This is a genomic window from Micromonospora endophytica, assembly GCF_003236305.1.
In the GTDB taxonomy this organism is placed as follows: domain Bacteria; phylum Actinomycetota; class Actinomycetes; order Mycobacteriales; family Micromonosporaceae; genus Micromonospora; species Micromonospora endophytica.
Genome location: NZ_POTX01000142.1, coordinates 1 through 15,600, shown reverse-complemented (window position 1 = coordinate 15,600; position 15,600 = coordinate 1). Strand labels below are relative to the sequence as shown.

Annotated in this window: 12 protein-coding genes; 6 read left to right on the top strand and 6 right to left on the bottom strand. The window is 72.3% G+C overall.

Features of this window, described 5'->3' with window-relative positions:
* The coding region (locus C1I93_RS19555; protein ID WP_111244746.1) for a DedA family protein at positions 1–546 on the bottom strand (546 nt) is incomplete at its 3' end.
* A gap of 162 nt (positions 547–708) precedes the next feature.
* Here C1I93_RS19555 and C1I93_RS19550 point away from each other — a divergent pair.
* Positions 709–3,051: a flippase-like domain-containing protein gene (locus C1I93_RS19550; protein ID WP_223256424.1), complete on the top strand. Its 2,343-nt coding sequence runs from the start codon at positions 709–711 to the stop codon at positions 3,049–3,051.
* On the opposite strand, the gene C1I93_RS19545 is transcribed toward C1I93_RS19550, so the two are convergent.
* The 4 genes from C1I93_RS19545 to C1I93_RS19530 all read right to left on the bottom strand — a co-directional run bounded on the left by C1I93_RS19545 (position 3,048) and on the right by C1I93_RS19530 (position 7,454).
* Complete coding sequence (locus C1I93_RS19545) at positions 3,048–3,854, bottom strand: polysaccharide deacetylase family protein (RefSeq protein WP_111244744.1); 807 nt, start codon at positions 3,852–3,854, stop codon at positions 3,048–3,050. The two genes, C1I93_RS19550 and C1I93_RS19545, sit on opposite strands and share 4 nt — an antisense overlap.
* 48 nt (positions 3,855–3,902) lie before the next feature.
* Positions 3,903–4,283, bottom strand: coding sequence for a YccF domain-containing protein (locus C1I93_RS19540; RefSeq protein ID WP_111244743.1), 381 nt, complete (start codon positions 4,281–4,283; stop codon positions 3,903–3,905).
* Positions 4,284–4,343: 60 nt separating this feature from the next.
* Entirely contained in the window at positions 4,344–6,458 is a 2,115-nt protein-coding gene (locus C1I93_RS19535) for a cellulase family glycosylhydrolase (protein WP_111244742.1), read from the bottom strand.
* A 159-nt stretch (positions 6,459–6,617) separates the two neighbouring features.
* The gene (locus tag C1I93_RS19530; RefSeq protein ID WP_111244741.1) at positions 6,618–7,454 is read right to left on the bottom strand and encodes a helix-turn-helix transcriptional regulator; all 837 of its coding nucleotides are present in this window, start codon (positions 7,452–7,454) and stop codon (positions 6,618–6,620) included.
* Between the two features lie 212 nt (positions 7,455–7,666).
* On the opposite strand from C1I93_RS19530, the gene C1I93_RS32605 reads away from it, so the two are divergent.
* Positions 7,667–8,323, top strand: a complete 657-nt coding sequence (locus C1I93_RS32605; RefSeq protein WP_223256423.1) for a hypothetical protein — start codon at positions 7,667–7,669, stop codon at positions 8,321–8,323.
* A gap of 58 nt (positions 8,324–8,381) precedes the next feature.
* Here C1I93_RS32605 and C1I93_RS19520 read toward each other — a convergent pair whose 3' ends face one another.
* A complete protein-coding gene (locus tag C1I93_RS19520; protein WP_181445240.1) occupies positions 8,382–10,280 on the bottom strand; it encodes a hypothetical protein in 1,899 nt (632 codons plus the stop codon).
* A 300-nt stretch (positions 10,281–10,580) separates the two neighbouring features.
* On the opposite strand from C1I93_RS19520, the gene C1I93_RS19515 reads away from it, so the two are divergent.
* The 4 genes from C1I93_RS19515 to C1I93_RS19500 form a co-directional block, all read left to right on the top strand.
* Positions 10,581–11,414 carry an ABC transporter ATP-binding protein gene (locus C1I93_RS19515; protein ID WP_111244740.1) on the top strand — a complete coding sequence of 278 codons (834 nt, stop codon included), beginning with the start codon at positions 10,581–10,583 and terminating at the stop codon, positions 11,412–11,414.
* A 41-nt stretch (positions 11,415–11,455) separates the two neighbouring features.
* On the top strand, positions 11,456–12,439 hold the full coding sequence (locus C1I93_RS19510) for an ABC transporter substrate-binding protein (RefSeq protein ID WP_111244739.1): 984 nt from the start codon (positions 11,456–11,458) through the stop codon (positions 12,437–12,439).
* The gene (locus tag C1I93_RS19505) at positions 12,436–14,544 is read left to right on the top strand and encodes an iron ABC transporter permease (protein WP_111244738.1); all 2,109 of its coding nucleotides are present in this window, start codon (positions 12,436–12,438) and stop codon (positions 14,542–14,544) included. The genes C1I93_RS19510 and C1I93_RS19505 overlap by 4 nt, the downstream gene beginning before the upstream one ends.
* A gap of 21 nt (positions 14,545–14,565) precedes the next feature.
* The coding region (locus tag C1I93_RS19500; RefSeq protein WP_111244737.1) for a siderophore-interacting protein at positions 14,566–15,600 on the top strand (1,035 nt) is incomplete at its 3' end.

Here is a 15,600-nt window from a genome sequence, read left to right as displayed (position 1 = left end):
GAGCAGCACGTGGGTGCCGATGCCGAGTTCCCGCTCCAGGTAGCGCAGTGAGGCCGCGCCCAGGTAGCCCAGCAGCGCCACCCCGAGCGCCCAGAGCAGGCCACCGGCCAGGTTCGCCCAGCCGAACGCGGCCCGCCGCATCCCGCTGGCACCGGCGATGATCGGCACGACGGTGCGCAGCACCGCCACCCAACGGCCGGTCAGCACCGCAGTCGCGCCCCGGCGGGCGACCAGCCGGCGGGCCCGGTCCAGGTCCAGGTGGCGGCGGGCCACGGCAGGCGCCCTGGCCAGCAGTGCCGGCCCGTAGCGGCGGCCGAGCAGGTAGCCGATCTGATCACCGAGACATGCGCCGGCGGTCGCCGCGACGACCACCGCCCAGAGCGGCAACCCACCGCCGTGCGCCACCACCCCGCCCACCAGGACGGCGGTCTCTCCGGGGATCACCAGGCCCAGCAGGGTCGAGGACTCCAGTGCGGGCAGGAGGAACACCAGGATCAGCACGACCACCGGTGGCAGCGCGGCGATCATGTCCAGGATCCGTTCCATCTCCTGATTGTGACCGTCGCAGCCGCGCCGGATCGGGTGATCGGTCCGCTGGAAAGCACCGCACGCAACGCCCGGGCCATAGGGTTCGACCTGGCAGCAGGCCCACGACCGCCGTACCGGCAGGAGCGACCGGCAACAGGGCGGTGGAGACGAGGACTGGTGGTGGCCCGGACACATCGCCCGTCGCCGGCGTTGCTCGTCAACCTGGCGGTCTCGGCCGGACTGCTGGTCGTGGCGAGTCTGGTGGTCCGGCACCGTCCGCTCCCGGCCTGGGAGCGGGACCTGTTCACCCTGATCAACCGGCTGCCCGCCGGGACGACGCCGGTGCTGGCCGTGATCATGCAGGTCGGCTCGTACCCGGCGGTGTTCGTCGCGACTGCGGTGGCCGCCCTGCTGCGGCGCTTCGCGCTGGCGCGGGACCTGCTGTTGGCCGGCAACCTGGCGTACTGGCTGGCGGTCGCCAACAAGGCAGCGGTGGCCCGGCAGCGGCCGGCGGCCCTGCTGGCCGACGTGGCCGTGCATGACACGATCACCGGCGCGCTGGGGTACCCGTCCGGGCACGTCGCGGTCGCCACCGCCCTGGCGCTGGTCGCCGCCCGGGCGGGCGGCCCACGCTGGCGACGCCTGATGTGGGCCGTGCTCGTCGTGGTCGCGGTGGCCCGGGTGCACGTCGGCGCGCACCTGCCGCTGGACTCCGTCGGCGGGCTGCTGGTCGGCTGGTTCGCGGTGTGCCTGACCCGGCTGACGGTGGGGGAGGTCGGGCCGGAACGCTCCGCCGGCAGCCTGCGTCGGGCGCTGCGGCACCGGGGACTCGAGGTGACCCGCCTGGTGCCGTTGGCCGGTGACGCCCGCGGCTCGTGGCCCTGGCGGGCGCGGACCGCCGACGGTCAGCGGTTGTTCGTCAAACTCAGCGGAGGACAGCAACGGGACGCGGACTGGGCGTACAAGCTCTACCGGCGGCTGCGGTTCCGGCACGTGGCCGACGAGCCGCCGTACCTGAGCGCCAAGCAGCAGAGCGAGCACGAGACGTACCTGACCCTGCTGGCGGAGCGGGCCGGGGTCCGGGTGCCGCCGGTCGTCACGACCGCCACCCTGCCCGGCGGCGACGCGGTGCTGGTGCAGGAGTTCGTGGCCGCCACGCCGCTGGACTCGACAGTCGGTCCGTTGCCGGTCGCGGCGGTGACCGAGGTGTGCCGTCAGGTGGCGCTGCTGCATCGGGCCGGCATCGCGCACCGGGACCTGCGCGCGGCGAACATCCTGCTCGACGGGCGGACCGTGCATCTGGTCGACCTCGGGTTCGGCGTGGACGACGCTCCCGCCGACCAGCGGGCGCGGGATCTCGTCGAACTGCTCGTCACCCTCGCCGGCCGGGTCGATCCGGCGACCGTGGTGGAGGTCGCGATGGCGCAGCTGGGTGCCGGGCCGGTCGCGGACAGTTTGCCGTACCTGCAACGGCCGGTGCTCTCCCGAGCCGGCCGTGACGCGCTGCGCCGGACCCCCGCGCTGTTGGACGAGTTGCGTGGCGAGATCCTGCGCCGCTGCCCCGAGCGGGAACGGCGGCTGGCGCGGGTCGCCCGGATCACACCGCGCGGCGTCCTGCTGCTGGTCGGCCTCGGGCTGCTGGTGTACGTCCTGCTACCGCAGGTCGGTGAGGTACGCACCGCGTTTCACCTGATGCGGCAGGCCCACCCCGTGGCCCTGGTGGCGACCCTGCTCGGTTCGGTCGCCACCTACCTGCTCAGCGCCATCGTGCTGCGGTTGGCCGCCGCCAACCGGGTGCCGCTCGGAGAGATCACCGTCGTGCAGGTGGCTGCCTCCTTCGCCAACCGGCTGGCCCCCGGCAGCGTCGGGGGTGCCGCGTTGAGCGTGCGGTACCTGCACCAGAAGGGATTCGGCACCGCCGAGGCGGCGACCACGGTGGCGGTCTCCCGTACCGCCGGGGTGGTGTCGGTGGCGCTGCTGCTGCCGGTGCTGCTGCCCTTCGCGCGCCAACCGGTCCGTACCCTCGAACACGCCGCCACCAGCAAGGCGTTGCCGCTGCTGCTCGGGGTCCTGGCGGTGCTGCTGGTCGCCGCCGCACTGCTCGCCGTACCCCGGTTGCGGCACCGGGGCCGGGCGGCGGTCCGGCAGAGCCGCGACGCCCTGCGCGGGCTGCCCCGCCACCACCGGCTGCCCCGGCTGGTCGCCGCGGCGCTGGCGTTGACCCTGGCGTACGGTCTCAGTCTCTATCTCGGGCTGCTCGCGGTCGGTGAGCCGATCAGCCTGGCGCTGCTGCCGCCGGTGATCCTGGTGTCCGTGGTGGGCGAGGGGGTCGCCTCCGCCGCGCCCACCCCCGGCGGGTTGGGCGCGACCGAGGCGGCGCTGGTGTCCGGGCTGCTGCTCTACGGCGTGCCTGTCGACACGGCGGTGGCCGGGGTGCTGGTCTACCGGCTCGCGACGTTCTGGGCACCCGCCCCGTTCGGCTACCTCGCCCTGCGCTGGCTGGCGCACCGCCAACTGGTTTAGGGCTGCCGGACGGCCAGCAGCGCGGAGACCGTGACGAACTGGTAGCCGCGCCCGCGCAGCCGGTCGATGAGTTCCGGGAGGCCGCGGATGGCGACCAGCCGCCGGCGGTCGCCCACGTCGTGGGCGAGCAGGATGGTGCCGGGCTGCACTTCGGCGCTGATCCGCCGGGCGTGTCCGGCCGGGTCGCCCGGGAACTCCGCCTCGCGCATCTGCTGTGACCAGAGCACCACCTGGTAGCCCAGCCGGGCGGCCGCCGCCACGGTGCTGCCCGCCAGGTGACCGTACGGGGGGCGGAGCAGCCGGGGATGCTGACCGGTGACCGCCACCAACTCCTGATGGGTCCGTTCCAGATCCTGGTACGCCTCGTCGAATGCCATCCGGGCCAGGTCGTGGTGGTCCCAGCTGTGGTTGCCCACCTCGTGGCCGGCGAGCCGGTCACGCACCAGGTCGGCGTGTTGTCGGGCCCGCTCGCCGACCATGAAGAAGGTGGCCGGCACCTCGTGCTGGCGCAGGATGTCGAGCACCTGCGGGGTCCAGTTCGGGCGTGGCCCGTCGTCGAAGGTGAGCGCGACGAGCTTGCGCTCGGTCCGGCCGAACCAGTTCACCTCCACGCGTCCGGTGCCGAGTTGGCTGGCGCCGCCGGTGGCGAGGCCGCTGGCCGGACCACCACGCAGCGGCAGCTTCCGGTCGGCGACGTCCGCCGCCTCGGCGAAGCCGACCACGCCGAGCCCGGCGCCGAAGCTGAGCAGGACGCCGCCGCGCAGCAGATCCCGCCGCCGACCACGGTTCAGGCCGAGCCTCATCGGACGCGGATACCCATCCCGGCGGGCCTCAGTCCACCCGGTTGGGGCCTATGGCGCGTCGACGACCTCCTGACCGAGTGGCCAGATCGCCGCCGGGACCAGCTTGAAGTTGGCCACGCCGAACGGGATGCCGATGATGGTGAGGCAGAGGCTGACGCCGGCGACGATGTGGGACAGGGCCAGCCACCAGCCGGCCAGCACGACCCAGATGACGTTGGCGATGCCCGAGGCGATACCGACGCCGGGCTTGGGCACCAGGGTGCGGCCGAAGGGCCAGAGTGAGTAGACGGCCAGTCGCAGCGACGCGATCCCGAACGGGATGGTCACCACGAGCACGAAGCAGATAAGCGCGGCGATGCCGTAGCCGATAGCCAGCACGAGTCCGCCGCCGAAGATGAGCCACAGCACGTTCAGCACGAATCGGATCATGAATCCATGATGACCGGCCGGTGCCACCGGCCACCCGGAGGTGGCCGGTGGCGGGCGGGATCAGCCGGTGACGCCTGTGACGTTGCCGCCGGACTTGGTGACCCGGTACGTCAGCTGGGCACCACTCCAGAAGTGGAAGGTGAGGGTGACCGGAGCGTTGTCGCGGACCGCACCGAAGAAAGTGTCGGTCAGGGTGATCCGGTTACCGGGGTAGTCGGGGGCGAAGGCGACGTCGAACTCCTTGAACGGCGTCCAGTCGTGCGGGCCGGCGTTGCTGCCGTCGGCGTACTTCGCCTCCATGGTGGCGAGCTGGTCGCCGCGGAACTGGGTGGGGATGGCGAAGGAGGCGGTCGAACCGGTCGCGTTCGACAGCACCGGCGGGTCGTAGCTGATCACGTCGATCCGCCACGGCACGCCCGTCGAGAACCGTGCCTGCAGGGTGGCGTTCACGCCGTACGCCCGGTTGCCGACCAGCCGGGTCAGCGCGCTCGCGGTGAGCGTGAGCTGGTTGCCGGAGACCGTGTAGTCGGTGCCCTGGGTCAGGTTGGTGGTGCCCTGACGCAACCCCTGGAAGGTGGTGCCGTTGAGGTTCAGGGTGAGCGCCTTGGCGGTGATCGAGCCGGTACGCGGCACGTACACCTGGTCGGAGGACGCGGTGCCGGAACGGGTCGTCCAGCTCGACTTGATCTGGGCGAACAGCTCCGCGTCCTTCCACTGGAAGGTGGTCCGGTTGAAGTGCTGGCCGTTGTCCCAGAGCTGGGTGGTCAGCTTCCGAGCCTTGGCGTAGTAGCCGAGGAACTCGAAGAACTTCAGCTTCTCGCCCTGCTGGATGGTGCCGGTGTGCCGGTCGAAGCCGAGCAGCCCGTACTCGCCGATGACGACCGGGATGCCCCGGGTGACGAAGGCGTTGTGGACCCGGTCGAACGCGTCGGTCAGATCCTGCTGCGTGGTGGCGTCGAAGCGGGTGCCGCCGGCGACGTTGACGCTGAACGGCCAGTAGCCGTAGAAGTGCACGGTGGCGATCAGGTTGCGGTCGTTGAGCTGGTTGATCGTCGTGGTCAGCTCGTTGATCCGGGCCTGCTCGGAGGAGGTGTGCAGGGTCGGCAGCACCAGCATCCGGGTGGCGTTGTTGCCGCCGGAGGCGCGGACGATCCGGTGGAAGTTGACGTTCAGTTCGTGCAGCAGTTGGGCGTTCTGCGCGTCGCCGGAGCTGTTGGCGAACTGCGGCTCGTTGACGCTCTCGAAGTGCAGCCTCGGCGAGGCGTCCCGGAATGCCGCGGCGATCTGGGTCCAGAGCGCGTTGTAGCGGTTGAGGACGTTGGTCCGGTCGGTAGGCATCGTGTTGATCCACTGCCACGAGTCGTGGTGCAGGTTGATCATCACGTAGAAGCCGTCCTCGAGGGCCCAGCCGACGACCTCCTTGACCCGGTTCAACCAGGCGGCGTCGATGGTGTACGAGGGCGCCGGCCCGTGGTGGTTGGTCCAGGTGACCGGGATCCGGATGCTGTTGAAGCCCTGCGCCCGGACGGCGTCCAGTTGGGCCTGGGTGACCCGCGGGTTGCCCCAGGCGGTCTCGTCGTCACCGACGGCGTCGAAGGTGTTGCCGAGGTTCCAGCCGGGCTGCATGGAGGCGACGTAGGCCATCGGGTCGCCCGCCGGTGGCGGCGTCGTCGGTGGCGGCGTGGTGGGCACCGGGGTGGTCGGCGGTGGGGTGCTGGTCGGCGGCGTGCTGGGACCCACGCTGCCGGTGCAGGTGACGCCGTTGAGCGCGAACGACGTCGGCGCGGTGTTGGCGCCGGTCCACGATCCGTTGAAGCCGAACGACACCGACTGGTTGGTGCCGAGGGCGGCGTTGTAGCTGAGGTTGCTGGCGGTGACGTCGTTCCCGGACTGGGCGACCGTCGCGTTCCACGCCTGGGTCACCCGTTGGCCGGAGGGGAAGGTCCAGGTCAGCCGCCAGCCGTTGAGCGCGTCACCGAGGTTTGTCAGGTCGACGTTGGCGGTGAATCCGCCCTGCCACTGGCTGGGTGCGGAGTACACCACCCGGCAACCGGCGGCTGCCTGGGCGGCGCCCGCGTTGATCAGTCCGACACCGGCCAGCAGCACCGCGATGCCGCTGGTGATCAGGCCGAATCGCCATCGTGTCCGTCGTAGTGTGCCGCTCAGCCCGGCCATGGCGCTCCTCGCGTGGTGGTGTGTCGACGGGTGGCTGGCCGGGCGTCGCCGGGACCACCGGATACGTCCGGCCGGCTCGCACCATAAGTTGGGATCAACAACTTTGTCAATCGATGTTTCGCGATGTAGTGCGGGCGGCGAGCCGCCGGCGGCGCTCGGTCAGGCGTGCAGGGTCCGGCTGGGCGGGATCCCGTAGATGGCGTGGTAGCGCGCGGTGAAGCGGCTGTGGCTGAGGAACCCCCACCGCGAGGCGATGGCGGAGACCGTCTCCTGTCGCGGATCGGCCTGAAGCAGCTCGTGGTGGGCGCGATCCAGCCGGACCCGGCGCAGGTGGGCCATTGGCGTGGTGTCCAGGTGGCGGCGGAACGCCAGTTGCAGGGCCCGCAGCGACACCTGGGCCGCGGCGGCGATGTCGGCCGCCCCGATGTCCCGGTCCGCGTGCTCCTCGATGAACGCCGTTGCCCGGCGCAGCGTCGCGGTCGTCGCATCGCGCCGCTGCGTCGCGGTCGGCCAGCCGGCCGTCGTGTTGGGGAAGACCGCGAGGGCGGCGGCGGCCAGCATCCGCGCGGCGTTGGCGAGCACCAACGGTTGCCGGTGCGCCGACGGGTTGCCCAGGACGACGTGGTTGAGGTAGCCCGTGGTGTGTCGCCAGAGCCGGGCCAGACCCGGCGAGATCGGGGTCAGCCCGGTGAACCTGGTCGCGCCCGCCCGGTCGTCAGGTGCGCCGCCGGTGACCTTGTGCAACACGGAGAGGTCGAGCAGACACCCGGCGATCTTGCCGGGCGGCCAGCGTGCGGAGAAGGGCAGGCCCGGCGCGGCGGCCACCGTCTCCAACCAGAACGTCCCGGCGTGGACCCGGTGGTGGCGCAGCCGGTAGCCCTCCGCCGCGCGGATCATGAAGTCGGTGCCGTACGGCTCTGCGCCCCGGACGACCACCGGCGGGTTGGCCTCGGCCAGGCGATGTCGCCTCAGATTCCCGCCAATGCTAATCCACATTGGAGGGATTCCCGTCGATGCGCCACGGCATATGCGAATCTCTGGGCGGAATGTCGCTCGTTGCCGACCGGCCTGAGGTTTCGTTTTCGGGCTAGGACCACCGGTTCCCGTGCGTACGGCGGGCTAGCCGTTGACCGAACGTAGCCATGATCATGCTTTGAGTGTCGAGTGAGAGGTGCGATTCGACCGCGCGGATGAATAGGGGTGGAGCGTTGGAGATCAAGAATCCGACTGACATCGTCCGGTTGGCGTCGGCTGAAGCGCTTCGGCGGATCGCCGGAGAGACACTCCTGACCGGCGTCCTGGGGACCCGGAGGGCCGCCCTCGGTGGCGGCATCCGGGATGTGCTGCGCGTCGCCCTGGTGACGCAGCGGCTGGCGGCACCGTCCCGGCTCATCGCCGTGTGCCGGGCGTCGGGTCTCGGACCCGACGCCTTCGACCTGCTGGGACACCATCTACTGGGTGCCCTGGTCGAGTATCGACCAGGGCCGGACGCGTTGGTACGGGTGGGCGGCGCGCTCGGCCTCGCCCGCCGGGAGCTGTTCGACTCCCGCGAACCAGGGGCCGGCGATCCGGTCCGTGCCCGTACGCATCCCGGTCAGCGCAACAGCGCGAGCATCCGTTACCGCTCGGCGAAACCGCCGGACCACCTGCCCTCGCTGCCGGCCTGGACCTGCACCGGATGCGGTCAGGAATGGCCGTGCGCGGTCAAGCAGAGCCAGTTGCTTGCCGAGTTCGGCGGGGCCCGGGAGGCGCTCGCGGTCTACCTGGGCTCGTGTCTGCTCGCCGCCGCGCGTGACCTGCCCGGCCTGCCGCTGGCCAAGGCCCGCAACCGCTTCCTGGGCTGGCTTCCCCGCCGACCGTTCTGACCTGGCCAGAGCGGAAGCGCTCGCGACGGCGCTTCCGCTCCCGGGTCGGCGAGTGGAATCAGTGGGTCGGGCTGGTCTCGCCAGCCGCAGGACCGGCAAACCAGTCGATGCCGCCCGGCCTACCCGCGGCCACGGCCGCCGCCGCCCGGGCCACCGGATCCGGTGACGGAGGCGCGGCGGATCCGTCCAGCGGGTGACCGAACCGCTCATCAGTGCCGCCGTGCCGCTCCCCACCGCCCTCGGTCGGGCGCTGGTCAGCGGCCGGCACCAAGCGGTCGGGATCACCGTCGTCGCTCCGGTCCTCGCCACCGGTGGCCGTGGGCGGGTCACCGTCGTCGCGCCGGTCCTCGTGATTCGTGGCTGGTCCGCGGTCGTCGCGCCGGTCCTCGTGATCCATGGCTGAGTCGCCGTCGTCGCGCCGATCCGCACCGCCCGCCGACGACGTCGCCGCACCACCGACCGACAGCATCGTCCCGCCGCCGGTGGCCGGCGACTCGCCCGTCGAGAACGCCGCGTCCCGGTCCGCCGAGGAGACCGCGTCGCCACCTGTCGAGAGCGACGCGTCGTCGTCGGTCGAGAGCGGCGCGGCGCCGCCCGCCGGCGGCCTCGTCTCGGCAGCGGCGTGGGCCGCCGGACGGTCGCCGCCGCGGGCGGCCACCACCGGATACTCCGCGGTCTCGCTGCCGCCGGCCGCGGCGGCCATGACGGCGGCGGCAGCCAGGTCGGCGACGCGCTTGGCCTCCCGCTGCACCCGGGCCCGGGTCTCCTTGGCGTGCCGCTCGGCCGCGTCGGCGGCCCGGCGCACCTCGTCCAGCCGTCGGGTCTCGGCCTCGAGTTCCCGGATGGTCTCCGACAGCTGCTGCCGCAGCCGCGTCAGCTCGGCATCGGTGTCGTCCTTGCCGCGCCGCGACTCGTCGAGTTGCTGCCGGGCGGTCTCCAACTGGTCCTGCACCTGCGCCAGCACATCCTGCTGCTCGCCGACCGCAAGCTGTACGGCGTGCAGCTGCTCCTCGGCGGCGGCGGCCTGCTCGTCGCTGTGCTTGCGTACCTCGGCGGCCTGCTCGTCGGCACGCTTACGGATCTCCGCGGAGTACTGCTGGGCGTCGGCGATCATCGAGCTGACCCGTTGCTCCGCGGCGGAGCGCTGGGCGGCCAACTCGCGCTCGGTGGCGGCGCGTTGTTCGGCCAGATCCTCCTCGGCGGCGGCCCGCCGCTCGGCGAGTTCCTCCTCGACGGTCGACCGCCACTGGACCATCTCCTGCTGGTTCTTCGACCGGGCCGCCTGGATCTCCTGGGCGATCTGGGTACGCGCCGAACTGGTCAGCGCCTCGGCGGCCGACCGGGCCTGCTCGACCTGCTGGCGGCACTGCTCGTTGATCCGGTGCGCCTCCTGCTGGGCGCGTTCGTGGGCGGCCTCGCCCTCGGCGCGCAGCTGATCGGCGCGCTCGCGGGACTGCACCAGCTCGGCGTCGGCCGTCGCCCGCAGCTCCTCGTACGTCTTCTCGTGCTCGGCCCGCCGGGCGGCCAGTTCCTCCTCCAGGTCGGCGAGCGCCTTGACGGTCCGCTCCCGCGCGTTGGCGAGGACCTTCTCCGCCTCCGCCTGAAGTTTGGTGGCCCGCTGGGTGTGGGTCTCGATGATGTTGGCGGCCTGCTTCTCGGCGAGGTCCAGGATCTGGCCGACCATCGGGCCCACGTCCTGGAAGGCCGCCTTGTCCAGCTGCGCGGGCCGCTGGCGCAGCTCGGTCACCTCGGCCTGCAACGTCTGGACCTTGCCGGTTAGCTCCCGTATGTGCCCGGCGGCCCGGTCCCGTTCCGTCGACACCGCGGCGAGGCGGCTCTCCACCTGCTCGACGTAGCGCTCGACCTGCCGTTTCTCGTACCCGCGCAGGGTGACCTCGAAATTCGGCCGTAAGGCCAGGTCGTCGCGGGCTGCGAACGGCTCCTCGCCGATGGACATCCCTCATCCTCCGTACGCTCGCGAGTCGCCACACCGGGCGGCCCGGCGGCGATGACGGGCAACGCTACCGCTGCTCGCGCCGGTCTGTCCTCCCACCCCGGTACCGTTTCCTGCCGCCGTGACGGCTGGTCGGCGGACGTCACGGCCGGGCGCGCAGTCGCGCGTCCGGTGTGGACGGTCGAGCCGGAGCGGGAGTTACCCGTCGAACCGCATTGACCTGCGGCGATGGGCGTGTCGGGATGCCGGAGAGCAGCCGGACCCGCGCCTTGACATCAAGTTAGGTTAGGTTAACCTAACCGCATGATCAGCGGAGCGGCGTCGGACGGCGCCGAGCAGAGTCTACGTGGGGTCGATCTCCACCTGGGCTACCACGGCACGCCTGTGGTCCACGGTGCGACGATCACCCTGCGTCCCGGCGCGGTGACCGCGCTCGTCGGGCCCAATGGCAGCGGCAAGTCCACGCTGCTGCGGGCGATCGCCCGACTGCACCCGATCAGCGACGGCACGGTGCACTTCGCCGACGGCACCGCTGCGGCGGGCCTGCCGGCCAAGGAGTTCGCCCGCCGGGTGACGCTGCTCGCGCAGAGTCGACCGGTCCCCAACGGCGTCACCGTCCGCGACGTGGTCGGCTACGGCCGCCACCCCTACCGGGGACGCTGGCGCACCGAGGACCCCGACGGGCCCGCCGCCGTGGCCCGCGCCATGGACGTCACCGGGGTCGCCCCGATGGCCGACCGGCCCGTCGACGAACTCTCCGGTGGTGAGTTGCAGCGGGTCTGGCTGGCCACCTGCCTGGCCCAGGACACCCCCGTGCTGCTGCTCGACGAACCGACCACCTTCCTCGACCTGCGCTACCAGGTCGAGATCCTCGACCTGATGCGTGACCTCGCCGACGACCACGGCGTCGCGGTCGGCGTCGTGCTGCACGACCTCAACCAGGCCGCCGCCGTGGCCGACGAGGTCGTCCTGCTGCACGGCGGCCGGGTCCGCGCCACCGGCACCCCGGCCGAGGTCTTCACCGAGCCGGACCTGACCGAGACCTACGGCATCCGGATCGAGGTCACCGTCGACCCGCTCAGTGGTCTGGTCACCACCCGCCCGGTGGGCCGCCACCTCACCCGCATCCCGGTCTGATCCCGGACCGGCCCGGACAACCCATCCCGAGAAAGAACATCATGTCCCGTACCCGTGTCATGGCCCTGGTCGCCACCGCCACCGCTCTGGTGCTGGCCGCCTGCGGCACCACCGAGAACACCTCCGAACCCGCCTCCACCCCTTCCGCCGCAGGCGGGCCGGTCACCGTGACCGACAGTCGGGGCAAGGAGATCAAGCTCGACAAGCCCGCCACCAAGGTCGTCGGCCTGGAGTGGGGCGAGGTCGAGATGCTCGTCAGCCTCGGTGTCATGCCGGTCGGTGTCGCCGACCCCAAGGGCTACGCCACCTGGGTCACCGCCGCCAAGCTCGACGCGGACGTCAAGGACGTCGGCACCCGGGGCGAGCCGAGCGTCGACTCGATCGTCGCGCTGGAGCCGGACCTCGTGGTGATGACCGACGACCGCGGCGCCGGCACGATCGCACAGCTGGAGAGGTACGTCCCGGTCGTCGTCACCAAGAGCAGCGACGCCACGGACAACATCGGCCGGATGCGCGCCGACGTGCACATGATCGCTGCTGCGGTCGGCAAGACCGCCGAGGCGGAGAAGCTGCTCGCCGACTTCGACACCGCGCTCGCCGAGGGCAAGCAGAAGATCGCCGACGCCGGTGCCGCCGGTAAGCCGTTCGCCATCGCCGACGGCTGGAAGGAAGGCAGCACGGTCAGCATTCGGATGTTCGGTCAGGGCGCGCTCGTCTCCCAGATCGGCATCCAGCTCGGCCTCACCAACGCCTGGCAGGGCGAGGTCGACGAGGCGTGGGGCCTGGGCCAGACCGACGTCGAGGGCCTGACCGTGCTCAAGAGCCCGGACCTGCACTTCTTCTACAACGCCTCGGACGGCACCGACGTCTTCGCCGACGGTCTGGCCGACAACGCCATCTGGAAGTCGCTGCCCTTCGTCCAGCAGGGCAACCTGCACCGGATGCCGGACGGCATCTGGACCTTCGGTGGGCCGCTCTCCGGCAAGCAGTACATCGACCAGCTCGTCAACACCTACGCGGTGTGACCACGCTGCCCGCACCCCCGCGTACGGAGCCGGCCCACCAGCCGGCTCCGGCCGGGCGAGTCTGCGCCCCTCGCGTCGTCGGGGCCTTCGTCGCCGCCATCGCGCTGCTGCTGGTGGTCGCCGGTGTCCACCTCACCCAGGGCACCTCCGCCGTCGGCGCGCTCGACCTGCTGCGGCTACTCACCGGTGGCGACGACGAGACGGTCCGGGTCCTGGTCGCCTCCCGGGTGCCCCGGCTGCTCGCCGGGCTGGCCATCGGCGTCGCCCTCGGTTTCGCCGGCGCGGCCCTCCAGTCGATCGCCCGCAACCCGCTGGCCTCGCCGGACACCCTCGCCGTCAACGCGGGCGCGCACCTGGCCATCGTCTCGGTCGCCGCGTTCGGCATCGCGCTGCCCGCGCTGCCCGCCGGCGGCCTCGCCTTCTGCGGCGGGCTCGCCGCGGCCGGCCTGGTGATGGCGATGTCCGCCGGTGGGCAGGCCGGCACCACCCGGCTCATCCTCGCCGGTTCGGCCACCGCCATGGCGCTCAGCTCGGTGACCATGCTGCTGCTCCTGCTCTTCGAGCAGGCCACCATCGGCCTGTTCGCCTGGGGCAACGGCTCGCTGGTACAGAGCGACCTGAACGCGCTCACCCAGCTCGCCCCGGTGCTCGGCATCGCCGTGGTGGCGCTGATGCTGCTCGGGCACCGCCTCGACATCCTCGCCCTCGGCGACGACACCGCCACCGTGCTCGGTCTCGACGTACGCCGTACCCGGCTGATCGTCACGGTGCTGGCCGTGCTGCTCTCCGCCTCGGCGGTGACCCTCACCGGGCCGGTCGGCTTCGTCGGCCTCTGCGCGCCGGTGATCGTCCGGCTGCTCGGCTCGGTGGTGCCCGGCGTGCACCGGCACCGGGTGCTGCTGCCGCTCTCCGGCATCGCCGGAGTGATCATCGTGCTCGGTTCCGACGTGCTGCTGCGGGCGGTCATGGGCGGTCAGGCCGGTGTCGACATCCCCACCGGCGTGGTGACCACCCTGCTCGGCGCGGCCGTGCTGATCTGGCTGGCCCGTCGGCACCGCGACGCTGGCCCGACCCGTCGCCCGCCGGGCGGTCACGCGGCCGTACGCTCCGCCGCCTTCCACCGCACGGTGGTCGTGGTGGCGGCCACCGTGACCGGTGCGGCAGTGCTGTTCGGCATGCTGTTCGGGGACACCTGGGTGCTGTTCGGCGACATCGTCAACTGGATCAACGGCAACACCGGGCCGGCGTACACCTTCGTGCTGGACCAGCGCTGGCCCCGGGTCGCTGCGGCGATGCTGGCCGGCGCGGCTCTGGCCGTGGCCGGCACCACCGTGCAGGCGGTCTGCCGCAACCCACTGGCCGAACCCGGCATCCTCGGCATCACCGCCGGTGCCGGCCTGGGCGCGGTCTCGCTGCTCACTTTCGTGCCGCTGGCCGGGGTGTGGGCCGTCTCCGGGGTGGCCGGGCTGGGCGCCATGCTTGCCTTCGCCCTGGTCTACGGCGCGGCGTGGCGCGGTGGGCTCAGCTCCGACCGGTTGGTCCTGATCGGGTTCGGTGCCTGGCAGGGCGGCATGGCGATGATCACCTTCATGATCGTGGCCTTCGACCCGTGGAACACCGGCAAGGCGCTCACCTGGCTCTCCGGCTCCACCTACGGGCGCACCGCCACGCAGGTGCTGCCGGTGGCGATCGCGCTGCTGGTGCTCACCCCGGCGGTGGTCGCCGCCCGCCGCGAGCTGGACCTGATGGCGCTGGACGACGACACCCCCCGGGTGCTCGGCGTCCGGCTGGAACGGACCCGGCTGATCGCCCTCGGCGCGGCGGCGCTGCTCACCTCGACCGCAGTCTCGGCCGTCGGTGTGATCGGCTTCGTCGGCCTGGTCGCCCCACACGCCGCCCGCGCCCTGGTCGGCGGGAGACACAGCCGGGTGCTACCGGTCGCCGCGCTGCTCGGCGCGGCCCTGGTCAGCCTCGCCGACACCCTCGGCCGCACCGTCATCGCCCCGGCACAGGTCCCCGCCGGCCTGGTCACCGCGCTGATCGGCACCCCGTACTTCGTCTGGCTGCTGTGGCGTTCCCGCGCCGCCGCCCCGTCCCCCCGGTAGCGCGTCCACCAGAGAGGCACCATGACCAGCACCCTGCCCGTCGCGCCCTGGCGGCTGTTCACCGTCGAGGTCCGCGCGGTACGCCGGCTCAGTCCATCGTTCGTCCGGGTCACCTTCACCGGCCCGGACCTGGACCGCTTCGCCGACAACGGCTACGACCAGCGGATCAAGTTGGCGCTGCCGTTGCCCGGCCAACGCCTGGTGCACCTGCCCCAGGGCCCGGACTGGTACGCACGCTGGCGGGCACTGCCGGAGCAGCAGCGCAACCCGATCCGCACCTACACCGCCCGCGCAGTCCGGCCACAGCTCAACGAGGTGGACGTCGACCTGGTGCTGCACGGTGACGGCGGGCCGGCCACCCGGTGGGCGCGGCGGGTCCGCCCCGGCGACGAGATCGCCATCCTCGGGCCCGACTCGGCGTACGACGGTGACCACGGCGGCGTCGAGTTCCGTCCCCCGTCGACCGGGTGCCTGCTGCTGGCCGGCGACGAGACAGCCGTGCCGGCGATCAGCAACATCTGCGCCCGGCTACCGTTCGACGCCCAGGGCCGCGTGCTGCTGGAGGTGCCCGAGGCGGCCGACGTGCTGCCCCTCGTCGCGCCGCCCGGAGTGCGAGTGACCTGGCTGCCCCGGGGCGCCGACCCGTACGGCGCCCGACTGGTCGCGGCGGTGGCCGCCGCAGCAGGCGAGCTGCTCGCCAGCGCAGCGCCGGCCCTGGCGGGTGCCTCCGCCGCCGGTATGGTGCCGGCCCTCGCGGGGGCGGCAGCCGCCGGCGCGCCGACCGGCCAGCTGCTCGACGACGTGGACGTGGATCGCGAGATCCTCTGGGAGGTGCCTGAGGCGCAACCGACGGCACCTCTCTACGCCTGGCTGGCCGGCGAGGCGAGCGTCATCCGTACCCTCCGCCGGCACCTGGTGGCCGACCGCAACCTGGACCGCTACCGAGGGGTGGAGGGCGTCGCGGAAGACTCCGCGTTGCCGTTCAACCAGGGCGTGGGCGCGGAGTTGATCGCCCAGCGCTGGCGGCTGTCCCGTACCCAGCTCGACGAATTCGCC